The sequence below is a fragment of the Lysinibacillus sp. GW821-FHT14F06 genome, assembly GCF_058803665.1.
On the sequence record NZ_JBXAPF010000019.1, the window covers coordinates 1 to 22,159 of the forward strand.

At 36.7% G+C, this 22,159-nt stretch carries 30 protein-coding genes; all 30 read left to right on the forward strand.

From position 1 onward, the window contains the following. On the forward strand, positions 1-246 hold a 246-nt coding region (locus tag AC1RNS_RS16325; RefSeq protein WP_492994162.1), incomplete at its 5' end, for a LuxR C-terminal-related transcriptional regulator. Between the two features lie 659 nt (positions 247-905). Then, entirely contained in the window at positions 906-1,787 is an 882-nt protein-coding gene (locus tag AC1RNS_RS16330; RefSeq protein ID WP_492994164.1) for a terminase small subunit, read from the forward strand. Then, complete coding sequence (locus AC1RNS_RS16335) at positions 1,780-3,048, forward strand: PBSX family phage terminase large subunit (RefSeq protein WP_492994166.1); 1,269 nt, start codon at positions 1,780-1,782, stop codon at positions 3,046-3,048. The genes AC1RNS_RS16330 and AC1RNS_RS16335 overlap by 8 nt, the downstream gene beginning before the upstream one ends. 14 nt (positions 3,049-3,062) lie before the next feature. Further along, the gene (locus AC1RNS_RS16340; protein ID WP_492994167.1) at positions 3,063-4,556 is read left to right on the forward strand and encodes a phage portal protein; all 1,494 of its coding nucleotides are present in this window, start codon (positions 3,063-3,065) and stop codon (positions 4,554-4,556) included. A 26-nt stretch (positions 4,557-4,582) separates the two neighbouring features. After that, entirely contained in the window at positions 4,583-4,780 is a 198-nt protein-coding gene (locus tag AC1RNS_RS16345; RefSeq protein WP_492994169.1) for a hypothetical protein, read from the forward strand. A gap of 430 nt (positions 4,781-5,210) precedes the next feature. Then, positions 5,211-6,242 carry a minor capsid protein gene (locus tag AC1RNS_RS16350; RefSeq protein WP_492994171.1) on the forward strand — a complete coding sequence of 344 codons (1,032 nt, stop codon included), beginning with the start codon at positions 5,211-5,213 and terminating at the stop codon, positions 6,240-6,242. A gap of 43 nt (positions 6,243-6,285) precedes the next feature. Next, on the forward strand, positions 6,286-6,417 hold the full coding sequence (locus tag AC1RNS_RS16355; RefSeq protein ID WP_492994173.1) for a hypothetical protein: 132 nt from the start codon (positions 6,286-6,288) through the stop codon (positions 6,415-6,417). Between the two features lie 663 nt (positions 6,418-7,080). After that, positions 7,081-7,431 carry a hypothetical protein gene (locus tag AC1RNS_RS16360; protein WP_492994174.1) on the forward strand — a complete coding sequence of 117 codons (351 nt, stop codon included), beginning with the start codon at positions 7,081-7,083 and terminating at the stop codon, positions 7,429-7,431. A gap of 102 nt (positions 7,432-7,533) precedes the next feature. Next, on the forward strand, positions 7,534-8,124 hold the full coding sequence (locus AC1RNS_RS16365; protein ID WP_492994176.1) for a phage scaffolding protein: 591 nt from the start codon (positions 7,534-7,536) through the stop codon (positions 8,122-8,124). Between the two features lie 18 nt (positions 8,125-8,142). Beyond that, a complete protein-coding gene (locus tag AC1RNS_RS16370) occupies positions 8,143-8,457 on the forward strand; it encodes a hypothetical protein (protein WP_492994178.1) in 315 nt (104 codons plus the stop codon). A gap of 16 nt (positions 8,458-8,473) precedes the next feature. Next, entirely contained in the window at positions 8,474-9,523 is a 1,050-nt protein-coding gene (locus tag AC1RNS_RS16375; protein ID WP_492994180.1) for a major capsid protein, read from the forward strand. 14 nt (positions 9,524-9,537) lie between these two features. Continuing rightward, entirely contained in the window at positions 9,538-9,714 is a 177-nt protein-coding gene (locus tag AC1RNS_RS16380; RefSeq protein ID WP_339260967.1) for a hypothetical protein, read from the forward strand. 5 nt (positions 9,715-9,719) lie between these two features. Next, on the forward strand, positions 9,720-10,115 hold the full coding sequence (locus tag AC1RNS_RS16385; protein WP_492994182.1) for a hypothetical protein: 396 nt from the start codon (positions 9,720-9,722) through the stop codon (positions 10,113-10,115). A gap of 47 nt (positions 10,116-10,162) precedes the next feature. Beyond that, positions 10,163-10,471: a hypothetical protein gene (locus tag AC1RNS_RS16390; protein ID WP_492994184.1), complete on the forward strand. Its 309-nt coding sequence runs from the start codon at positions 10,163-10,165 to the stop codon at positions 10,469-10,471. Continuing rightward, the gene (locus AC1RNS_RS16395) at positions 10,471-10,878 is read left to right on the forward strand and encodes an HK97 gp10 family phage protein (RefSeq protein WP_492994186.1); all 408 of its coding nucleotides are present in this window, start codon (positions 10,471-10,473) and stop codon (positions 10,876-10,878) included. The genes AC1RNS_RS16390 and AC1RNS_RS16395 overlap by 1 nt, the downstream gene beginning before the upstream one ends. Further along, positions 10,868-11,311 (forward strand): phage tail terminator family protein, encoded by a 444-nt coding sequence (locus tag AC1RNS_RS16400; protein WP_492994188.1) that lies wholly within the window; start codon positions 10,868-10,870, stop codon positions 11,309-11,311. The genes AC1RNS_RS16395 and AC1RNS_RS16400 overlap by 11 nt, the downstream gene beginning before the upstream one ends. Then, entirely contained in the window at positions 11,298-11,522 is a 225-nt protein-coding gene (locus tag AC1RNS_RS16405) for a hypothetical protein (protein WP_492994190.1), read from the forward strand. The genes AC1RNS_RS16400 and AC1RNS_RS16405 overlap by 14 nt, the downstream gene beginning before the upstream one ends. Before the next feature lies 1 nt (position 11,523). Continuing rightward, positions 11,524-12,846, forward strand: a complete 1,323-nt coding sequence (locus AC1RNS_RS16410; protein ID WP_492994192.1) for a phage tail sheath family protein — start codon at positions 11,524-11,526, stop codon at positions 12,844-12,846. 13 nt (positions 12,847-12,859) lie between these two features. After that, positions 12,860-13,375 (forward strand): phage tail tube protein, encoded by a 516-nt coding sequence (locus tag AC1RNS_RS16415; protein ID WP_492994194.1) that lies wholly within the window; start codon positions 12,860-12,862, stop codon positions 13,373-13,375. A gap of 65 nt (positions 13,376-13,440) precedes the next feature. Then, positions 13,441-13,875, forward strand: coding sequence for a phage tail assembly chaperone (locus tag AC1RNS_RS16420; RefSeq protein ID WP_492994196.1), 435 nt, complete (start codon positions 13,441-13,443; stop codon positions 13,873-13,875). A 29-nt stretch (positions 13,876-13,904) separates the two neighbouring features. Continuing rightward, complete coding sequence (locus AC1RNS_RS16425; RefSeq protein ID WP_492994198.1) at positions 13,905-14,075, forward strand: hypothetical protein; 171 nt, start codon at positions 13,905-13,907, stop codon at positions 14,073-14,075. A gap of 84 nt (positions 14,076-14,159) precedes the next feature. After that, a complete protein-coding gene (locus tag AC1RNS_RS16430) occupies positions 14,160-15,155 on the forward strand; it encodes a hypothetical protein (protein ID WP_492994200.1) in 996 nt (331 codons plus the stop codon). Between the two features lie 79 nt (positions 15,156-15,234). After that, positions 15,235-17,502 (forward strand): tape measure protein, encoded by a 2,268-nt coding sequence (locus AC1RNS_RS16435; RefSeq protein ID WP_492994202.1) that lies wholly within the window; start codon positions 15,235-15,237, stop codon positions 17,500-17,502. Then, positions 17,495-18,184: a LysM peptidoglycan-binding domain-containing protein gene (locus AC1RNS_RS16440; RefSeq protein ID WP_492994204.1), complete on the forward strand. Its 690-nt coding sequence runs from the start codon at positions 17,495-17,497 to the stop codon at positions 18,182-18,184. Before AC1RNS_RS16435 ends, AC1RNS_RS16440 begins: the two co-directional genes overlap by 8 nt. Beyond that, positions 18,177-19,139: an XkdQ/YqbQ family protein gene (locus tag AC1RNS_RS16445; RefSeq protein WP_492994206.1), complete on the forward strand. Its 963-nt coding sequence runs from the start codon at positions 18,177-18,179 to the stop codon at positions 19,137-19,139. Before AC1RNS_RS16440 ends, AC1RNS_RS16445 begins: the two co-directional genes overlap by 8 nt. A gap of 1 nt (position 19,140) precedes the next feature. Further along, on the forward strand, positions 19,141-19,518 hold the full coding sequence (locus AC1RNS_RS16450) for a DUF2577 domain-containing protein (protein ID WP_492994315.1): 378 nt from the start codon (positions 19,141-19,143) through the stop codon (positions 19,516-19,518). Continuing rightward, positions 19,518-19,934, forward strand: a complete 417-nt coding sequence (locus AC1RNS_RS16455) for a DUF2634 domain-containing protein (protein WP_492994208.1) — start codon at positions 19,518-19,520, stop codon at positions 19,932-19,934. The genes AC1RNS_RS16450 and AC1RNS_RS16455 overlap by 1 nt, the downstream gene beginning before the upstream one ends. Then, positions 19,931-21,028 (forward strand): baseplate J/gp47 family protein, encoded by a 1,098-nt coding sequence (locus AC1RNS_RS16460; protein ID WP_492994210.1) that lies wholly within the window; start codon positions 19,931-19,933, stop codon positions 21,026-21,028. The genes AC1RNS_RS16455 and AC1RNS_RS16460 overlap by 4 nt, the downstream gene beginning before the upstream one ends. Next, entirely contained in the window at positions 21,021-21,659 is a 639-nt protein-coding gene (locus tag AC1RNS_RS16465) for a putative phage tail protein (protein WP_492994212.1), read from the forward strand. Before AC1RNS_RS16460 ends, AC1RNS_RS16465 begins: the two co-directional genes overlap by 8 nt. Further along, on the forward strand, positions 21,659-22,159 hold the full coding sequence (locus tag AC1RNS_RS16470) for a hypothetical protein (protein ID WP_492994214.1): 501 nt from the start codon (positions 21,659-21,661) through the stop codon (positions 22,157-22,159). The genes AC1RNS_RS16465 and AC1RNS_RS16470 overlap by 1 nt, the downstream gene beginning before the upstream one ends.

A 22,159-nucleotide genomic window follows, 5' to 3' on the forward strand; every position in this document is an offset into this window, starting at 1 on the left:
TATGAAGCAACAAGACGTTCGCAATTTTATGTGAAAAGAGTTTTGCGTTATGAATGGAAGGTTAGGGAAATCCAAAAAAGAGCAAGCAACGTAACAGGAGAGCGTGAGATATTCGTGCTCAATTGTATCTTAGATGGATTTTCATTGCGTAAAATAGGGAAAACGATGGGGCTATCAGAAACAACAATTAGACGACTGAAAGAAAATGTATTAGAAATGATGTCGGAAGTGGAATGTCGCATATGACGCAAAAAACGCATATGACGAATTGTTGAAAGACTATTATTTCATAAATTAAACTTGGAGGTAGGACGGTGCGGTAAAGGTTTCCTCTCTTGGTATTTTCCAAAACCTAAATATTAGGGAAAGACAGACCGACGACCGACCAGCGCCTCATAAACTTGTTCGGAGCGTGACATACATGGCCGGCCCATATTTTTTAAGGGAATAGGTATCTTAATTAATATAAAAGGCTAAAAATCAGGAAAAAGGAGTGGTTTTTATGTGAACTTCGTCCACTTTCCATAATTCAGTCTAACTAACTAACTACAGTAACAAAGTGCACGGAAATGCACTATAAATCTAAAACACTTTTCTGCCTACACAATAAACACGTCCAGCTCAACGTGTGTGAGAAATGAGCTAACTCGACAATTAAATATTTTACCGCAGTAGACGAGCCTTATCCCTAGCACGGTAAGGCTTTTTATTATGTCTAGTATATGATGTACCAGACTGTAAACGATAGTTCAATGTGAACCATTGACATTTTATTTTGAAAAGTGAGTATCGAACAGAGTTTCCTCCTCCCTGACTATTCGGTACTTGCTTTTGAGAGTGAAATACATAAATAGGTCAGGTTCATCGTGAACCAGACATGATTCTGGAGGTGGTGTTTATGAGATATGGCTAATTGGGATGAAATTAAAAATGAGTGGGAAACCACAAAGATTACACTTGCTGATCTTGCTGAAAAGCATGGGATAAAGCTTGGTACATTAAAGAGCCGAAAGAGCCGTGAGAAATGGTCGAGGGATGCAACTGAAAAGGATGCAACCAAAATAGCGAAGGTTGCAACCATGAAAGAGGATGCACCCAAGGATGAAAATCCAGATGATATTATTTATTTCGATGCAGAGGGTGAGGACGGTTTAACCGATAGGCAAAGGCTTTTCTGCATGTATTACATCAAGACATATAATCAGACAATGGCAGCTATTAAAGCTGGATATGCGAGAGACAGTGCTCATGTAGAGGGAAGTCGTTTGCTAAGGAATGCTAAGGTCGTGACAGAAGTTAAGCGCCTAAAAGGTGAGCTTCGAAAAGGACTATTTATAGATGCAACGGACGTACTAGAAAAGTATGTACAGATTGCATTTGCTGATGTTACTGATTATGTTGAATTCGGTAGAGAGCGCGTACAACTCATTGGTGCGTTTGGTCCTGTTACTGATAAAGATGATAAACCGGTTATGGTTGATCAAGATTTTGTCAGATTCAAAGAACATGACGAAGTGGATGGCACTATTGTTACTGAAATTAAAATGGGTAAAGATGGCGCCTCAATTAAATTAGCAGACAAAATGAGAGCTTTGGATTTCCTAGCAAAACATTTCGACTTACTGAATGAGCGTGAACGCAAACAGCTTGAAATAGAAAAAGCCAAGGCATCACTAGAACTATCAAAAATAGCTATTCGTAAAGAAAATGGTGATGACGATGATGAATATGAGGACGATGGCTTCTTAGAGGCGATAGAAGGTAAGGAAGTGAATTGGAATGAGTAAACGAAAGAAACCAGCTCTATTCACGTTTAAACCTTTTAGTCAGAAACAACTCAAGGTACTCAAGTGGTGGCAATCAAATTCCCCTCATAAGGACAAGGACGGTCTTATTTGCGATGGTTCTGTTCGTGCTGGTAAAACTGTTGTTATGTCTCTATCGTTCGTTATGTGGGCAACGGAGACGTTTGAGGACGAGAACCTGGGAATGGCTGGTAAAACTATCGGCTCATTCCGCCGTAACGTATTCAAACCATTAAAACGAATGCTTATGTCCAGAGGCTACAAAGTAAAAGAATATCGTTCCGAAAACATGTTCACTGTCACTCGAAATGGCAAGGTGAACTATTTTTATATATTCGGTGGAAAAGACGAAGCTTCACAAGACCTTATCCAAGGTATTACACTCGCTGGTATGTTCTTCGATGAAGTGGCACTTATGCCTCAATCATTCGTTAACCAAGCAACGGCTCGATGTTCTGTAGATGGTGCCAAGTTTTGGTTTAACTGTAACCCTGCTGGTCCTTATCATTGGTTCAAACTCGAGTATTTAGATCAACTAGAAGATAAGAACATGCTGCATCTACACTTTACGATGGATGACAATTTATCACTGTCAGAGCGTATCAAAGAACGTTATAAACGCATGTATAAAGGCGTGTTCTATCAACGCTTTATCCTTGGTTTATGGGTACTGGCAGAAGGTATTATCTACGATATGTTTGATAAGAAATTACATTCAGTTGAGACGATACCACGCAACTACACAAAGTACTATGTCAGTGTCGATTACGGCACTCAGAACCCTACGACATTCGGTCTGTGGGGTTTTTGTGATGGTGTTTGGTACAAGGTTAAGGAATACCATTATGATGGTCGCAAAGCCAGTAAACAGAAAACAGATGAAGAATATTGCCAAGACATGAAGGAGTTTGTTGGTGACTTAAATATCTCAAAGATAATCGTTGACCCTTCGGCAGCTTCTTTCATTACAGCGCTTGAAAGATATAAGTTTCCTGTTAAAGAAGCCAATAATGCAGTGCTTGATGGCATCAGGAATGTAGCGAATGCATTAGTAAATGGCTTAATTAAATACAACGATTGCTGTGTAGAAACATTCCGTGAATATAGTTCATACATTTGGGATGAAAAAGCAGCTAATCGTGGTGAAGATGTTCCAATTAAGCAAAACGACCATCAGCTTGATGCTGATCGTTATTTTGTAAATACAGTAATTATGCAACAACCGTTATTCAGTTTTGAATAGGAAGAGGTGAGAATATGGAGTTTTTCCCGTTCCAAGGTGCCATTACAGATACCGATATCATCAATGAAAATATAACAGCTGGCGCAAAGGATGTTATAACGGACATCAAATGGCTTGAAAATGAGGTTAATAAATTTAAAAAGTCCGAGAAGCGAAAGTGGATGCTTATAGGCGAGGCTTATTATAAAGGTGAGCAAGATATCTTAAAGCGAAAACGTTGGGTTATTGGTAAAGGTGGGAATTTAGAGGTAAATGATAACCTTCCAAACAACAAAATACTCGATAACCAGTATGCGAAGCTTGTTGACCAAAAAGTAAACTATCAACTTGGTAAGCCAATAACAATTGAAACTGAAAGTGAAGAGTACTCAAAGAAATTACAAGATATTTTCAACAAACGATTCCATCGGACAATACGAAGTGTTGGTCAAGACGCCTTGAATGGTGGAATTGGTTGGTTGTATCCGTATTATGATGAAAATGGTCAATTTTCTATCAAACGCTTTCCACCACATGAAATTATTCCGTTTTGGAAGGATTCAGACCAAACTATTCTTGATTTTGCAATTCGTATATATTTTGTAAAGGAATATGAAGGTGATAGAGATGTTGTAGTTGAAAAGGTAGAGGTTTATAGCGCTAATGGAGTGGAACATTATGAGTGGTTCTCAGGACATCTTGTACAAGGCGTAACAAAGGAACCAACATCCTATATCACTATAAATGATTATGAAAATGAATTAAATTTGAATTGGCAAAGAACTCCTTTAATACCATTTAAATTCAATAATAAAGAAGTGCCACTTATTAAACGCGTGAAGTCACTACAAGATGGAATCAATATCATGTTAAGTGATTTTGAAAACAACATGCAGGAAGATGCTCGGAATACTATTTTAGTGTTAAAAAATTACGATGGTACTGATCCAGGGGAATTCAGGCGTAACTTATCGATTTACGGAGTTGTAAAAACGCGTTCTGAACAGGGTGTTGAAGGTGGCGTTGAAACATTAACCATTGAAGTAAATGCTGACAACTACAAGTCTATCTTATCGCTGTTTAAAAAGGCGCTGATTGAAAATGGGCGTGGCTATGATGCAAAAGACGAACGCATGGCTAATAATCCAAACCAATTAAATATTAGAGCTATGTACAGCGAGATTGATCTTGATGCAGATGGTATCGAAACGGAGTTCCAAGCTTCATTTGAGGAATTGTTGTGGTTTATCAATGTTCATATAGCTAATACAGGACAAGGCGATTATGAAGGGGAATATGTAAATATCATTTTTAATCGTGACATCCTTATCAATGAGATGGAAGTAGTTGAGGTATTAAATAAATCACCTTACTTGTCTGAAGAAACGAAGATAGCACAGCATCCTTATGTAAAAGATGTATCGTTAGAGCTAGAACGAAACAAGAAAGAACGTCAGGAACGTATGAATGAGTTTGATAATTACGATGAAACATTTAAACAGAAGCAAACTGATAATGGTACAATTTAGGTAACAATATTAGGGGGTGCGCAAGATTGAAAGTTTATATTATGGCTACAAAAGAAATAGAATATGATGAAATAAGCGATGCAGTAGTACTAGCAGAAAGCGAAGCTCAAGCACTTGAAATAATGAAAAAAACGCGTGAAGTAGTTTGGGAGGTAATTGAGGTTAAGGATTTGAAAGAACCTAAGTTATTGTTCTCTATGATCCATAGTTATTGTTCTTTTTAATAAATTAAGTTTATTAAGTCACTTAGATGAGTGGCTTTTTATTATGCCTTAAAGTAGGTGATCAAATGAAATCTAAAATTAATAAACTTTATCGAACGTGGACAGGCGATCAAATGGTTGTATTCACTATTAATGATTTAATAAACGAACAAGTAAAGTTACCCAGTTGTTCCAGTAAAGAAATGAGAGCTATTGCAATATCTATCGATGGTGAGCTGATTTTTGAAAAGGATATTGTAGAGGGAACTGTAATGAATGTTTTGGGTAACAGATTTAAAGTACGCGGTGTAATAGTTTATTGTCATAATAATGGTGGTTATGGTGTGTTGCCTTTGAATTTAAGTGACCCTAATAAAAGTTACCCTTTGTTATCACATCAATTAAAAGTCGTTAGTAATATTTATGAGTTTAAGAATTCAGGTGATATGTTATGGCAAACAAACAAAGAGACTACTGGCGTAAACGATTCGAAATGCTTGAGCAAGCACAGCATGAGAAGAATGCGAGTTATTATAAGGGTCTTGAGAAGGCATATATCCAGACTATGCAAGAAATCGAAAAAGATATTGCTAGATGGTATCAGCGCTTTGCTAAAAACAATGAAATCACATTAGATGAAGCGAAGCAGCTCCTTAAAAGTGATGAATTACGAGAGTTCCGTTGGACTGTTGATGAATACATTGAATACGGGAAAAAGAATGCTATCAATCAAAAATGGATGAAACAACTCGAAAATGCCTCCTCTCGTGTCCATATAAGCCGTTTGGAGAGTTTGCAGTTACAATTACAGCAACATGTAGAAAAGCTGTATGGCGGGCAAATTGATGGCTTTGAGCGATTGATGAAAGAGGCATATCAAACTCAGTACTATCACACAGCATTCGAGGTACAAAAAGCTTTTGAAATAGGGTTTACATTACAAGCATTAGATGAAACGAAGTTAACAAAGGTGATTAGTAAGCCTTGGACTGCCGATAATCAAACATTCTCGTCAAAGATATGGCGTGACCGAAACTTATTGCTAGATACACTGCATACTGAACTAATTCAATCAATGGCTCGTGGTGAGGCACCTGACAGAACGATTACTGTTGTTGCTAAAAAAATGAAAACTTCACGAGATAATGCTGCTCGTTTAGTCATGACGGAATCTGCATTCTTTTCGGCTGCTGCTCAAAAAGATGCTTTTAATGAGTTAGATGTTGAGCGATACGAGATCATTGCAACGCTTGATGGTAAGACGAGTGATATTTGTAAATCGATGGATGGGAAAATATTTAAAATGACTGACTTTGAACCAGGTGTTACCGCTAATCCATTTCATCCATGGTGCAGGTCCACGACGGCACCGTACTTCGAAGATGATTACAGCCAACGTATTGCTCGTGGTAAGGACGGTAAAGTGTATTACATTGATTCGAAAATCAAATATCCAGAGTGGGAAGCGAGGTTTGTGGCCTAAAAGTGATATAATTTAGTTATATAAAATACACGGAGGTCCTAGAATGAAAATTTATGTACTAGAAGTAAATTATGAACGTTTTTTCGAGGTTGATGAAGTAAACGATGTAGTAGTACTTGCAGAAAATTTAGATGAAGCTATTCGTATAGCTAAGGGCGTACGTGATGTAGAATAGGAACTTGAAGAAGAACATGATATCAAGGAAAGTAAACTTATTAAATCAATAATTCATCATGGATGAAAAACAAACAAAAGTCACTCAATGAGTGGCTTTTTATTATGAAAATAGGTTTGTGACGTGAAAATAATTGGTGTTATCAGCATATTATTACTTTTTTTATTGCTATATCTAGTGGTTGCTAAAAAAGAAAAATTAAGTGAATTTACTATTGTCTGTCTCTTGATCACGCTTATAAATTATACTTTTTGGTTTTTGCGTTACTGGTGAATAGCTATTCGTAGAAATAAAGAAGAAAAAAGAGGAGGTTTGTTGGGTAATGAATTTTGATGAATTTAAAGAACAATACCGAAAAATAGCTAACATTAATGGAATTGCTGTAACTGATGATGAATTATCTAAATTATTCATTGCTTAATTTGTTGTAGCTAATTATCAACAAAAGGCAATGGAAAAGAAGAAAACACGGAGGTCTGTAAAATGAAGAATTTGAAAGTAAAACTCGTTTTATTATTCCTAGCTATATGGTCCGTAAATCTTTTAACTCAATGGATATTAGGTACTATCAACGATTGGATTTATGTAGATTTAATTCTTTGTGTGTTAACAGCAAATTATTTGTTTTGGTTTTATAAATGCATTTCTTCGGAGGTGAATTGATTGATTTCGAAATATCGAAAAAAGCCTGTAGTGATTGAAGCAACGCAAGTAGTATTTGGAAAAACAGAAGTTCAAGAGATTATTGATTTTGTAGGTGTAAATAATTTAAAGGATGCTCAGACAAATGAACCAAAAATAATTACGCTAGAAGGTGATATGGCTATTTCTGATGGTGACTATATCATTAAAGGTGTTCAAGGTGAATTTTACCCATGCAAGCCAGAGATTTTCGAAGCAACTTACGAAAAAGCAGAAGGGCTTTCAACAACTGTAGTCACATTAAATGTAGATGAAGTAGTAAAAAGATTATCTGAAAAGTTAGAAGAGGGTGTAAAGGAATTATCTCAATAATATTCAGGTATCCCCGTCTTTTTAGCACTTTATGACGTTAATCAAAAAGGGGCATATCCTAACAGGTCGTTACCTGTCAAAACGAATTAGGAGGAAATACAAATGAAAAAAGAAGATTTAATTGCAATGGGATTAAGTGAGGAACAAGCTGATGCTGTTGTTGGTAAATATGGAACAATGATTCCAAAAGAACGCTTTGACGAGGTCAACAAGGCAAAGAAAACGCTTGAAGAACAAGTAAAAAATCACGAAACTCAGTTGAAGGATTTACAAGACAAGGCCAAAGGTAATGAGGAGCTACAAAAGACGATAACTGATTTGCAGCAGGCTAATGAAACGGCCAAAACGGAGTATGAGCAGCAATTGAAAGATGAACGTATGAATGCAGCACTTAAATTATCATTACACAAAAAAGTACACGATATTGATTTAGTAACAGGCCTCATTGACAAATCTACAATTGAATTAAGTGAGGATGGTAAAGTCACTAAAGGACTTGATGAGCAACTTAAATCGTTGCAAGAATCAAAGTCCTTTTTATTTGTGCCAGAAAAGCAACAACCCACATTTAGAGGGTGGAATCCTGCTGGAGGTGCAGACAATGGTGCAGGCACAAGTGATGTAGGTACTAACTTCGCAAAAATAGCGAATGAAAAAGGCTCAAGTGGTTCAGATAACACCCCTTGGGGCTAATTAAAAGGAGGGCTATACATGCCATATGTAAAACCAATTGAAAAATTCCGACAAGTAAATTTTTTAGCATCATCAAAAGTACAGGCATTTACGTATTTAGTGAGTGATGTAGGTGTAACAGCCGATGCTAATGGAAAGAAAATCGTAAAAGCAGGTACTATCTTACCTAAAAATGACGCTACCGCAGAAGGTATCTTATATACCGATGTCGATGTAACAAACGGGCCACAACCAGGTTCTTTGATTGTAGAGGCTTATATCTTAGAAGATCGTCTACCTGTAGCACCAGATGCAGCTGCAAAAACAGCGTTAAAAGAAATTAAATTCCGATAATTGGAGGGAAATCAATATGCCAGACATTTTAGAGTTATTTAGTCAAAAAACAGTATTAGATTACATGAAAGAGCGAAAGTACCAAACATATGGTATTGGTGAAGCTCTTTTCCCAGAAGTTAAACATGATACGCTTGAATTTGAGTATCTTGTAGGTGCGAATGAATTACCTGTTATTGCAAAGGTACACTCTTTCGATACAGAAGCAGAAATTGGTTCGGTTGAGGCTGCTAAACAAGCACTTGAAGCTGCATATGTAAAAAAGAGATATCAAATTAAAGAAAAGGATTTAATCGCTCTTAAATTCCCTCGTACAGCACAAGAACAACAATATTTAACGCAACGTGTATTTAATTTAATCGACAAGGCTGTTAATGATGTGCGTGCAACATTTGAATTAATGCGTATGCAAGTGTTATCTACAGGGAAGTTGTCTTTAGATTTAAACGAAGCAAAGAGCACGCCATCAAAGTTAACGCTTGATTATCATGTGCCAAATGATCACAAAGAAGCATTATCAGGTACAGACATTTGGGGCACAGGAACAGAGAATATTTTGGGTGATATTGAACGTTGGTCTGATGCATTAGATATTACGCCAACTCGTGTGTTAACATCTAAAAAGATTGCTGCTCTTATCCTACGTAATCCAAAGATTATCGGTTATTTATATGGGGCAAATTCGGCACGTGTAGCAAATTTAGCTGATTTAAATGCATTCTTCACACAACAAGGATTACCGACGATTGCTGTTTACGAATCAACAGCTAATACGAAATACCGTGAACAAAGTGCTGATGGTACTTATACAACTAAAACATACTTCCCGGATAACAAATTTATTATGTTTGGTGATGGTCCATTAGGTGAAACACTATACGGCCCAACACCAGAAGAAAGTCGTATGGTTTTAGGTAATGAGGATGTTACAAGTGTGGGTAATATCATTGCTATGATCTATGAAGAAGGTTTAGATCCTATTTCAACATGGGCAAAAGCAGCAGCAACAGCAATTCCTTCGTTCCCTGAAGCTCAAAACGTATTCCAAGCACAACCGATTGCCTAAGGAGGTTGAGGGTAGTGGCAAACATTAAAGTAAAAGTTAAAGACGGCGCTTTCCCTATACGTTATAAGGGTGAGCGCTTTTTAGTTGGTGACGAATTGACGATTGATGAAAAACATCTCAATGAATCCATAATGGAACGTTTAGAGGAACCAAAAAAGGCTCCTAGGTCAAAAACGTCTGAAAGCGAGTGATTCGCATGTATCAAGATGTAATAATGCGATTATCTGCACTTGGAGTAACTTTATCTAATGCTCCAAGTAGTTCAGATGATATGTTGCTAAAATATGCTATTGATAAAGTGACCAATCATATTAACAATCAAACGAATTTAACAGCTATTCCGACAGGATTAAAAGAAATTGCTATTGATATGGTAGTAGGAGAATTTTTGCTTAATAAAAAGGCTATGGGATTGTTAGATGTAGAAAGCCTTAACTTCGAAGTTGTTGCTAAACAGGTGCAGGATGGAGACACCAATGTAGTATTTGCTATTGAAGCGAATAGGACTCCAGAAGCTCAATTTGATGCATTTATCTTGTATCTACAACATGGCAATGCAGACTTTATAAAGTATAGGGTACTCACATGGTAAGCGCGCGCAGAAAGGCGTTAGAAATGCTTTGGAGAGGTAATTGTACAGTGAAGGCATGGCAAGAAGTAGAAGACCCTATTACGCATGTTTCAACCCCAAAGGAAATGACGCTATACCAGAGTTTAAAATGTAAATTATCTCATGAAAAGTTAACAAGCGCTTCTTCAACTGGTGGTCCAACTAAAATCGCTGAACAAATCAAATTATCTTTAGGTAATGAATACCAAATACCTGCTGGATGTAAAATTATCGTCACTCAAGATAATGTAACTGAAGAATACACTCGATCAGGCAAACCTGGTATCTTTATGGATCACCAAGAAATTGTCTTAGAGTTATTTAAGGAGTATGCATAATGGGAGTTAATTTTCAGCAATTGAAAGCATTCGAACGAAAGTTAGCTAAATTAGCAAATGCTGATTTTGATAAGTTTTGTGAAGCAGCAGCCAAGGAGTTAGCAGCTAGAATGTTAGGTAAGGTAATTAGACGCACTCCAGTAGCGAAAGTAAACGGAGGAACTTTACGACGTGGGTGGACTATTGGGCAAGTAAAAAAGAGTGGTGCTACCTATGAAGTAGAGGTTATCAATAGTGTAGATTATGCCCAGTACGTTGAATTCGGGCATCGTACTTCCAATCATCAAGGATGGGTAAATGGTCGATTCATGATGACTATAAGTGCTGATCAAGTGGAACAACAGGCGCCAGCAATACTGGAGAGAAAACTATACACACTTTTAAGGGAGGCTTTCGATGGAGATTAATGATATTCAAAATGCTATATCCGTTAAGCTTCATCAGGCTTTCGGAGACGACTACAAAAAGTATATTGATGAAGTACCGCAGGGGTTTAAAACTCCTGCTTTTTTAATTCAATTTTTGAACCTAGAACACATTCGACAAATCGGTAAACGTTGGAAGGTAACTACATTTTTTGATGTACAGTATTTCCCTAAATACGGCTTGTCTGAGGCGTCTAATATGACTTTGAAGGTACAACAAGCACTGAAAGAAATAACGCTGTTAAACGGCTCGCTGATGCTTGTAACAGGAGCGAATAGTGAGGTAGTAGATGGCATAGGTCATAATTTCATTCATTTTAATTTCTTCTTACAAGAGATTGAAGAGAAAGTTTTTATGGGGTCTTTAGAACAATACATCAATAAGCAAAGGGTGATTCCTAATGACAGCAACTAAAATACAGGAAAAAGTTGATCCAGTGAAAAGTGGAGATGTAAAAAAGGCTGTAGAAGCTTCTTTGCAAACATTCACAAAAGATCAATTAATCAAAAGTAAAAAGTATGTTCATCGTCGCGATGCTTTAAATGCATTGTTAGAGGACAACAAAACATACTCATTCGCTAATGTGGATGGGATTCTAAAGAAATTCGATAAAGGAGGTAAATAACGTGGCATTAGGTGGAGGACCGTTTTTAACACAAAATAAGACGTTACCGGGTACGTATCATAACTTTATCAGCAAACTTCGTGCATTTGTAAATCTAAGTGATCGTGGTTATGTTGGTCTACCAATTGCACTTGATTGGGGTGTAGATGGCGATGTATTTGCTGTCACACAAGAGGATTTACAAAAAGATTCTCGTAAAATCTTTGGCTATGAATATACGGACCCTAAATTAAAAGGCATCCGGGATGTATTCAAAAATGCAATCACGGTTTATTTTTACAAACTTGCTGTAGATGCAGTGGCAGCAACAAATGACTATGCTACAGCCAAATACAAAGGTGTCCGAGGTAATGACATCACGATTGTGATTCAAACAAATGTGGATGAACCAACAAAATTTGATGTTCAAACACTTTTGAAGAATGTATTAGTTGATGAACAAATAGCTGTTGCTACTGCTGCAGATTTAGTAGCAAATGATTATGTGGTATTTAAAACAAATGCAACATTATCCGTTACCGCTGGTACACCATTAGCTGGAGGCTCGAATGGTTCGGCTATCACAGGAGGGGCTCATCAAGAAGCATTGGATGCTTTGGAGGCATACGGTTTTAATACATTAGGATGCTTATCATCTGAAAGCTCAATTAAATCGCTATATGTAGAGTATACGAAGCGCATTCGAGATCAAGTAGGTGGTAAGTTCCAATTGGTTGGGCACAAGCTTGGAGCTGCTGACCACGAGGGTGTTATTGATGTTCAAAACGATGCAAATGGAATTGATGAAGAAGTATTTGGGGCAATTTATTGGGCAACAGGTGCACAAGCTGGTGTAGCAGTAAATAAATCGAATACCAATAAAAAATATGATGGTGAATTTACATTAGATATGTCTGAAACAAAGACACAAACGCAATTATCAACGCTTTTAAAAAATGGCAAATATGTATTCCATCGTGTTGGTGATGATATACGTGTTCTTGAAGATGTGAATACATTTACATCCTTCACAGGTGAAAAGAATGATGATTTCAGTTTGAATCAAGTTATACGTGTTCTAGATCAAATTGCAATCGATACAGCACAATTGTTTAACACTCGTTATCTTGGACAAGTACCAAATGACCAAGATGGCCGTATCTCGTTGTGGAATGATATTGGTACTCACCGAACAGAAATGCAACGTATTCGAGCAATACAAAATTACAATAAAGATGAACTAACAGTTGCACAAGGTGAAACAAAGAAAGCTGTTGTGGTAAATGAAGTCGTGACTCCTACGGTAGCTATGTCACAACTTTATATCACAACGACAGTAGCGTAGGGAGGAAATCAATTTGAAACCAAACAAATTATTAATGCCATTGGATCTTCAATATTTTGGTGAAACTACTATGCATGCTCGAGATGCTATTCATGGGGCACAGGGTGTAGCATGGGTGACAATTGAAGGTGAACGACTAAAATTCGCTCAACTAATAAACCTTGAAGCTCGTATGGATAAAACCAAAACACAGGTACCTATTATGGGCAGAACAGGTAAAGGTAATAAAGCAACTGGTTGGGAAGGTACTGGATCGGCAACATTCCACTATAATACCTCAGTTTTCCGAAAGCTTTTGAAGCGATACAAAGATACTGGTGAAGATATATACTTTGAGATTCAAATTACAAATGAAGATGGTTCTGCTAAAGTCGGCCGTCAAACAACAATCCTACAAGACTGTAACTTAGATGGGGGCATCATTGCATCATTAGACGCAGACGCAGATTACTTAGAGGATTCTGTAGACTTTACTTTCGAAGATTGGGATATGCCAGAAGAGTTCACTGTATTACCAGAAATGCAATAAGAGTTTGCTATGGCAGACTCTTTTTTATATCAATTACAACTACAAAAAGGATAAGGTGAAAATAAATGTCAAACTTAACTGCATTTTTTGCACACAACAAAAAGCAAAACGAAAATATTAAACGTCCTATTTCAAAAAGTTTCGTAGATGAACAGGGTAATCCTATTGAATGGGAGTTTGCGTCAGTGTCACCAGAGCGTGATACTGAATTAAAGTCTGAATGTACAAAGCGATCTATGATTACACAAGGAAAGCGTAAAGGACAATTTAACACAGATTTTGATCACTTTAAATATCAACGATTATTAACGGTTGAATCAATTGTATTTCCTAACTTAAATAATAAAGAACTACAGGATTCATACAAAGCATTAGGCGCAGATTCATTACTTGGCAAGATGCTAACAATTGGTGAAATTGCAGATGCTTCAGCAGCAGCACAAGAAGTTAACGGTTATGAAGCCGAGCTTGAGGATATGGTTGAAGAAGTAAAAAACTAATTGAGGACGGTGATGGTGACGCTAATATAATGCATTGGTGGGTGCAAAAGCAGCGTCGCCTACCGTCTGAGTATATGACATTATCTCTTTTTGATAAAGCGTGTATCATCGCATCTATCCAAGTCAAGATTGATGAAGATAAAAAAGCAGATCGTGAGGCAAAACGAGGAGCAAAAGGCAGAAGTAAAGGGAAGCGATGATGGTTATGTAAAGGTATGAAAATAGTATTAGAATTCCCTCTATTATCCATGTATAGTGTTATTAGTACATAAGGAGGGGATAAGGTGGCTAAAAATAAAGTTATTGCAGGCGATTATTTAAATTGTTCAGTATTAAAAATTTCAGAATTAATTAGTATTAATTCAGGGTTTAAAAAGATTTTAGAATTAAATCAAACTACAGTGGAAAATTATGAGTTGATTACGGAGGAACATAGGAAGAGTGCTATATCAGGAGTTTCTCGTGGATTAGTAGGTGGAGTGTTGTTGGGTCCTGTTGGTTTACTTGCTGGACTGAGTGCTAAAAACAAAGGCACACACTTTGTCGCTATTGAATTTAAAGATGGTAAAAAAAGCTTACTAGAAATCGATGACAAGATATATAAAACATTAATTCAAAAAATGTTTAAAACATCGAATAATACTACTACAGAGCAAGGAATTAGTAGTCCGACAGATATCAATACAAGCAAGAATAATAATGATTATAATAATTACAATGCCCAACCTAAAAAGAAAGGGTGTTTACCTATTGGTTGTTTGACAGTTATTATACTTTCTATCATTGTTACTATAATAATAGGTACTAATCAAAATTCAGAAAAAAAAGACGCGAAAAGTTCAGTTGAAGTGATCACGGATGCTACAAAATTCAGTAAAATTAGTAGTACACAATTGATCGAAATTATGGGTGAACCAGAAAGTGTTGAAGATTTTGAGTGGTCAATGCCAAAAAACAATCAAAGCATTGTAGGTAAATTATATATATATGAAAAGAACAAATATGAATTTATATTATTTGATGATGTAGTAGTAAGATTAAACGTCTATTCTGGTCAATATATGGGATATGACAATTCTACAATGAATTTTGATAAAGAGGAAGATATCTTCCCTATGTTCGGAATTGTACCACAGTCAACAATGCAGGAGGAAGCTGATACTAACTATGCTTTAAGATATGAAAAAGTATCTGATAAAGTGGAGGGTGTATGGATTTTAGAAATTAAAAATAATACATTTGGAATAGCAAGATTCACGTATGATTCGAAATATTTTTAATATGTGTAAATAAGTTATTCAGTAAAGTCACTAATTTTTTTGTAGTGGCTTTTTATTATGCTTAAAAAGAGGTGAGGTCATGGCAACTATTCGAACAGCAATTCAAATCCAAGATCGTTTAACTCAACCAATGAAAGCTATGCATAATGCTGTTTCAATGATGGTTAACCAAATGGAAGCGATGAATGCTGCATCTGGTCATATGATGGATACATCAAGCATCGAAATCGCTAGACGAGAGTTAGCAAGAGCTGCTGATCAATTTAATCGAATTGAAAATGAAGTTCGTGATGCTGACAATGCCCAACAAGGATTCACAAATCATATAAGGGATGGTACAAATGCTGCTGACAAGCTGTTAGGCAAAATTATGGGCATTGTCGCGGCATACTTAACTCTACAATCGATAAGTGATGTAGTTAAATTATCGGATGAAATGACTAATATTGACGCCCGATTAAATCTAGCTGTCGAAAGTATGCCGAAAGTAGACCCTATTTCCACAAACCTAGAATTTGATGCAAGTGGTTTAACTGAAGTGCAACAATTACAACAACAAATTTTTGATGCTGCACAACGTTCATTTGCTCCATATACTCAAACCGCAGATTTAGTTGGTAAGTTGAGTATGAATGCTAAAGATGCCTTTGGTAATACCACAGAGGTAGTTGCGTTTGCCGAATTACTTAACAAACAATTTGGTATTGCTGGAACAAATGCAGAAGGGGTAGCATCTGCTACATTACAATTAACCCAAGCACTAGGTTCTGGAGTGCTACGTGGTGAAGAGTTAAATTCTGTATTTGAATCAGCACCAACCATTATTCAAAACATTGCTGACCATTTAGGTGTTTCCATTGGTGCAATTCGTAAAATGGCGGCAGATGGGGAATTGACAGCTAGTGTTGTTAAAAATGCGATGTTTGCAGCAGCAGATGACATCAATCAAAAATTTAATTCAATGCCTCTTACTTTTGAGCAAATATGGACTGCATTCAAAAATGAAGCGCTATGGGCGTTTAAAGATGTGTTACAAAGTATTAACAATATATTTAACAGTGATCGATTTGCAGCATTTAGAGAAAGTGCAGGTCAATCATTGCAATTAGTTGCTACACTCGCTAGTTATGCGCTTAATACTATCGCATCTGTAGGTGCCTTTGTTTATGATAATTGGTCATTTATTGCTCCAGTCGTTGGAGGGGTTACAGCAGCACTTATTATTAATGCAGCAGCATGGGCATGGACTAACAGGCAAATTGCGATTAATGCATTCATGACTGCAACTGCATCATTACGCAATTTGTGGTATGTTGCAACAACTGTTTTGTCAACTTGGGCAACGTATGGTTTTACTGCTGCAATGGCCGCCTTGAGCATCGCAATAGCTGCAAACCCTATTGGTTGGTTAATTGGTGCAATAGTGGTTTTGATCAGTTTGTTTTATCTTGGCGTGGCTGCATTAAATCACTTTGCAGGTACTTCTATTAGTGCCACTGGAATTATTGCTGGTGCATTTATGGTGTTGGGTTCAGCGATTTACAATGTAGTGGCATATTTATGGAATATGTGGGCTTCTTATGTCGAATTTTTTGTAAATGTGTGGAAACACCCGATGTATTCAGTAAAAAGATTGTTTTATAACTTAGCTACCAACGTGATAGATGTAATTATTTCGATGACAAGTGGATGGGATAGTTTTGCTACAAACTTTGTTAATGCCATTGTTGATGCGGTAAACTTGGCTATCCAAGCTTGGAATTGGTTTATAAATTTATTGCCAGAAAGCGTTGCTTCTAATATAGGTTTAAAAGTAGGTACAGAATTCGGTCATAGTAAGTCTATTACCAGTGATCTAAAAGGTCTCAAAGGTACATTAGGTGATTGGGTAGGTGAGGCTCCTACTGACTACTGGGAAGCTCCTAAAATGGAAATGAAATCTTTAGGTGCTGCTTGGGATACAGGCTACAATTGGGGTGCTAACCTATTCAAAAAGGATGAAAATAAAAATAATACTGATGATCTAATAAATAAAGCTATTGATGATGCCCTAGCAATAGGTGACAAACTTGATAAGGGTAACGATGCTGGAAAGAAAACTGCCGATAATACAAAAAAAGCAGCAGACGGTATAAAAATGTTAAATGAGGACTTAAAATATCTTCGAGATATTGCTGATCGTGAAGCCATTAATCGTTATACTACAGCAGAAATCAATATAGATGCTCGAAGTAAAAATACAATTAATAACGAAATGGACATTGATGGTGTTATTGATCGTTTCACTGAGAAAGCAGAAGAAGCCGCAGAAATGTTAGCAGAAGGAGGGCCAACGGAAGATGTATAACTTTTTTATGGATGGTGTACAGTTTCCTGTTGCGCCTCCTGAGTTAAGTACACGAATCAACGGAAGAAATGAAACTATCATCTTAATGAACGATGGAGAAGTAAATGTAATTAAAAAGCCAGGGCTAACGGATATTGAGTTTGAGGTATTACTTCCAAACGTCAAATATCCGTTTGCTGTTTATACGAACGGTTTTCAGCCAGCTACTTTTTATCTTGAAAAGCTTGAGAAATTAAAGGTTGATGACAAGCCTTTTCAATTCATTGTAAATCGTATGATGCCGAACGGTAATCTACTTTTTGACACCAATATGACAGTAGCAATAGAAGATTACGAGATAATGGAATCAGCTGAGAATGGTTTTGATGTAACGGTTAGAATTTCATTGAAACAGTATAAGGCTTATGGTAACAAACGAATTGTAACAAAGCCTGCTACAGCATCTAGCAATACGTCAAACACGTCCAATGCAACAACTACCCAAAAGGCTGTCGTAGAACAAAAACGCCCAACAACAGGCAAGGAGACACCTAAAACACATACAGTAGTGTCAGGTGATACTCTTTGGGCTATCGCTAAAAAATATTTAGGGGATGGTTCCAAATACACCGAACTAGCAAAATTAAATAAAATCAGTAATCCAAATGTTATAAAGGTTGGGCAGGTGATTAAACTTGGCTAAATCACAACTTTTTATCATAAGTAAGGGGCGTATTTTTGAGTGCGCTGTTGAGGAAGGAATAGAGTGGGAAACCCATCGTAAGGGTACACCAGGAAAACTTACATTCAATATCATAAAAGACGAGTTGCTTGGCTTTCACGAAGGGGATGCAGTTCGCTTTGATTATGATGGTCATAAAATATTTTTTGGTTTTGTCTTTACCAAAAAACGTACAAATAACCGCATGATTACTGTTACTTGTTACGATCAACTACGCTACTTTAAAAATAAAGACACTTATGTTTATGCCAACAAAACGGCTGCTCAAGTGCTTCAGATGATTGCTAAGGACTTTAAACTAAATACAGGTGTAGTAGCCAATACAAAACATGTCATAGCCTCTAGGGTTGAGGATAATCAAGAGTTATTTACCATTATGGACAATGCCTTATCAGATACAACTCTCAACACAGGAAATTTATATGTGTTATACGATGATTACGGCTCATTGAATCTACGTGACATTAAGATGCTTAAATCAGACTTGTTAATAGACGAAGAATCAGGAGAATCGTTTGAATATACGACATCCATCGATGAAAATACGTATAACAAAATAAAATTAGTTCGCGAGAATAAGGAGACAGGAAAACGCGAAATTTTTATAGCTCAAGATAGTTCTAAGATGAATGACTGGGGCGTCTTACAAATGACAGATAAGCTCAACGAGAAAGAAAATGGTAAGGCAAAAGCTGATGGAATGCTAAAGCTTTATAATCGTAAATCGAGAAAGCTTCACATCAATAAAGTCTTTGGTGATCCAAAGATTCGTGGGGGTAGCCAAGTTGGTGTCCAAATGTATTTAGGAGACTTAACAGTTGCGAATTTTATGATGGTGGAAACGGTCAAACATACATTTTATGATTCAGACCATCGAATGGATTTAAAGTTGATTGGTGGTGATTTCATTGCGTAGTATGGGTGATTTTTTAACTGAGATACAACGCATTGTCCTAGGAGTACTCAATGCTCAGAAGCTTTCTACAGTCGTTTATGGTACCGTGACAAGTATAAGCCCTTTAAAAGTACAAGTTGACCAAAAACTTTTGTTAGAACAAGAACAATTGAAATTGACTCGAGCTGTCATGGATTATGAGGTTGAAATGACAGTGGATCATAAAACTGAAAATCGAGCTGGTGGTTCTGGTGATGCTGAATTTGCTTCACACAATCACGATTATAAAGGGCGTAAGAAATTCTTAGTCCATAATGGTCTTGTTGTAGGTGATAAAGTCACGATGATTCGTGCTCATGGTGGCCAACAATATTTAATTATAGATAAAGAGGTGACGTGATGTTACCACAAGTAGTAGATATAGAGAATGATGGTCTAGTTCCTGATTTTGAAGAGGTAGTTGAACCATCTAAAGCTCATAAATTATATATTGATAAAAATCGCTGCGTTGGCTTTGTAGATGAACTAGAAGCCATGAAACAAGCGATTTTTTTAATGCTCTCAATTGAGCGTTATGACCATATTATTTACAGCTGGAATAATTTCGTTGAGTTAAAAGACTTATTCGGGATGCCTACATCATATGTAGCTAGTGAAGTTCCTCGACGTATCCGTGAATGTTTATTACAAGATGACCGAATTAATGAAGTGGATTCATTTGTTGTGACAACTCACAAAAATAAAGTACATGTCCAGTACACAGCTCACACAATCTTTGGTGATATTACTGGTGAGAAAGAGGTGATATATATATGACAACACCATTTAGCTTAAATGCTACATTCGAGGATTTACAAGCAATGAAACGTGCAAACGTGGCATCCTTGGACCCGAATTTAGATATGCGAGAGACATCACCACTCTTTAACGCTACTGTTGTAAATTCGTTAGAAACTGTTCAAATGCTAATGACTATGAAATATCTCATTGATTTAGTGTATGCTGACACGGCCCCGCGAGAATATTTAATCCGTCGTGCTGCAGAGCGTGGTTTGAAACCTTATTTAGCGACTAAAGCAAAGCTAAAGGGCGAATTTAACATTGATGTACCAATCGGCAGTAGATTTAGTTTGGATGAATTGAATTATGTTGTAATTGAAAAAATTACAATTGGTCAATTTATTTTGGAGTGTGAAACTCCTGGTGCTTTAGGAAATATGTTTCTGGGACCAATTGTGCCTATCGAATATATTAATAATTTACAATGGGCTAGATTAACAGCTGTGCTTATTCCAGGGGAAGATGAGGAAGGAACAGAGGCGTTCCGCCAACGTTATTTCAACTCCTTTGAATCACAAGAGTTTGGTGGTAACAGGGCTGACTACAAAGAAAAAGTAGGGAAGATGGAAGGTGTAGGCGGTGTACGAGTTTATCGCGCTAAATATGGTCCTGGTACTGTCGGGCTAACTATCATCGATGCACAATATCGAAAGCCTACTCAATTATTGATTGATAAAGTTCAAGAGTTAGTGGATCCATTGGACTTACAAGGCGAAGGGGTTGGTACTGCTCCGATTGATCATGTTGTCACTGTGTCTGGAGTAAATGAAACAACTATTAACGTCACCTTGAATATCACCTATCAAAGTGGCTATTCATGGCCTGATATCGAAACAGATGTATTAATGATCATAGATACCTATTTTAAAGAACTGGCTGAACAATGGGCGAAGTCAGTGACATATGAAGAAGATCATAGTGGTGTTATTGTACGTATTTCTCAAATTGAAACGCGATTACTTGCATTGCCAGGCATCGTAGATATTGTCGATACACAACTAAATGGTGATACATCGAATATTGAATTGAATATGGAAGCTATTCCGAAACGTGGTGTTGTGAGTGGTTAAACAAGTTGATGTCATGAGTTATTTGCCACCTATACTGCAGGATTATAAAGAATTAAAAGAAATAGCAGCTATGGAAAATCCAATATTAAGCTACTTGTGGCAAATCATTGAGGATGAAACAAACAATCAATTCATTGCTACGATCAATCGAAATGGCGCTGATAGATATGAACGTATGTTGAAAATCGCAAGTTCATCCTTGGACACTATTGAAACGCGCCGTTTTAGAATTTTAGCGAAATATAATGACCAAGCACCATATACACGCATCACTCTTAAACGCATTCTGGATAGCGTGTTAGGTGAAGATGAATACGAACTTACTGTTAGTCCATCTGAAAAGTATATAAAAATCCGTATTGCATTAACGCTTTCGAGTATGGTCAAGGCAGTAACAGACTTGCTAGAACGTATCACGCCGCAAAACATGGTACTAGATATATCTCCTATGTATTATCTGTACAAGGATATAGAGCATGTACCATACAAAGCGTTGAAAAAGTATCGATATCACGAATTATTAACAATACCAGTTACATTCACAGGAACAAAATACAGTGATTTAACAACGCATACACATCAACAACTAAGTGCCTATAAACATATCACAATAGACGAGGAGGGAGTTTAATGGCAGAGCAAACACCTAACTACAATTTAACTAAGCCGGATTTAGAAGAATTTTATGATGTAGAAGTGCAAAACAATAACATGGATATTATTGATACTGCACTTAAAGATTCGGAACAAAAACTTACTGAACATTTGGGTCAAAAAACATCTTTTCTAGTGTCTGTTTCTCGTGATTTGTCAATATCAGGTGAACAAATAATAGAACTATTACCCGAAAGGACACCTAAATTTATTGTAATAAACGCAGGTGTTTATGGGACACCTGCAATGTCATTTGGAATGTGTGACAGCGCAAAAATGTTTGCTATGGCTCAACAACATACAGGATTTACTACTTATACAAGTAGAATTGTTTATTTAGTAGTAGCAAATTCAACAATATCAGAAGCAACTATAGTGTTTGAAAAAGGGCGAATAATATTGAATTGGGCAATTACAGGAAATCCAACAGGAATATGCAATTTGCATATTAAAGCTGATTATCATGGGGAGGTTTAA

What these genes read in the sequence shown, in the direction of transcription:
- AC1RNS_RS16330 (WP_492994164.1), top strand. Translation starts at nt 906, where the DNA reads ATGGCTAATTGGGATGAAATTAAAAATGAGTGGGAAACCACAAAGATT.
- AC1RNS_RS16335 (WP_492994166.1), top strand. Translation starts at nt 1,780, where the DNA reads ATGAGTAAACGAAAGAAACCAGCTCTATTCACGTTTAAACCTTTTAGT.
- AC1RNS_RS16340 (WP_492994167.1), top strand. Translation starts at nt 3,063, where the DNA reads ATGGAGTTTTTCCCGTTCCAAGGTGCCATTACAGATACCGATATCATC.
- AC1RNS_RS16350 (WP_492994171.1), top strand. Translation starts at nt 5,211, where the DNA reads ATGGCAAACAAACAAAGAGACTACTGGCGTAAACGATTCGAAATGCTT.
- AC1RNS_RS16355 (WP_492994173.1), top strand. Translation starts at nt 6,286, where the DNA reads ATGAAAATTTATGTACTAGAAGTAAATTATGAACGTTTTTTCGAGGTT.
- AC1RNS_RS16365 (WP_492994176.1), top strand. Translation starts at nt 7,534, where the DNA reads ATGAAAAAAGAAGATTTAATTGCAATGGGATTAAGTGAGGAACAAGCT.
- AC1RNS_RS16370 (WP_492994178.1), top strand. Translation starts at nt 8,143, where the DNA reads ATGCCATATGTAAAACCAATTGAAAAATTCCGACAAGTAAATTTTTTA.
- AC1RNS_RS16375 (WP_492994180.1), top strand. Translation starts at nt 8,474, where the DNA reads ATGCCAGACATTTTAGAGTTATTTAGTCAAAAAACAGTATTAGATTAC.
- AC1RNS_RS16385 (WP_492994182.1), top strand. Translation starts at nt 9,720, where the DNA reads ATGTATCAAGATGTAATAATGCGATTATCTGCACTTGGAGTAACTTTA.
- AC1RNS_RS16395 (WP_492994186.1), top strand. Translation starts at nt 10,471, where the DNA reads ATGGGAGTTAATTTTCAGCAATTGAAAGCATTCGAACGAAAGTTAGCT.
- AC1RNS_RS16400 (WP_492994188.1), top strand. Translation starts at nt 10,868, where the DNA reads ATGGAGATTAATGATATTCAAAATGCTATATCCGTTAAGCTTCATCAG.
- AC1RNS_RS16405 (WP_492994190.1), top strand. Translation starts at nt 11,298, where the DNA reads ATGACAGCAACTAAAATACAGGAAAAAGTTGATCCAGTGAAAAGTGGA.
- AC1RNS_RS16420 (WP_492994196.1), top strand. Translation starts at nt 13,441, where the DNA reads ATGTCAAACTTAACTGCATTTTTTGCACACAACAAAAAGCAAAACGAA.
- AC1RNS_RS16425 (WP_492994198.1), top strand. Translation starts at nt 13,905, where the DNA reads ATGCATTGGTGGGTGCAAAAGCAGCGTCGCCTACCGTCTGAGTATATG.
- AC1RNS_RS16435 (WP_492994202.1), top strand. Translation starts at nt 15,235, where the DNA reads ATGGCAACTATTCGAACAGCAATTCAAATCCAAGATCGTTTAACTCAA.
- AC1RNS_RS16440 (WP_492994204.1), top strand. Translation starts at nt 17,495, where the DNA reads ATGTATAACTTTTTTATGGATGGTGTACAGTTTCCTGTTGCGCCTCCT.
- AC1RNS_RS16450 (WP_492994315.1), top strand. Translation starts at nt 19,141, where the DNA reads ATGGGTGATTTTTTAACTGAGATACAACGCATTGTCCTAGGAGTACTC.
- AC1RNS_RS16455 (WP_492994208.1), top strand. Translation starts at nt 19,518, where the DNA reads ATGTTACCACAAGTAGTAGATATAGAGAATGATGGTCTAGTTCCTGAT.
- AC1RNS_RS16460 (WP_492994210.1), top strand. Translation starts at nt 19,931, where the DNA reads ATGACAACACCATTTAGCTTAAATGCTACATTCGAGGATTTACAAGCA.
- AC1RNS_RS16470 (WP_492994214.1), top strand. Translation starts at nt 21,659, where the DNA reads ATGGCAGAGCAAACACCTAACTACAATTTAACTAAGCCGGATTTAGAA.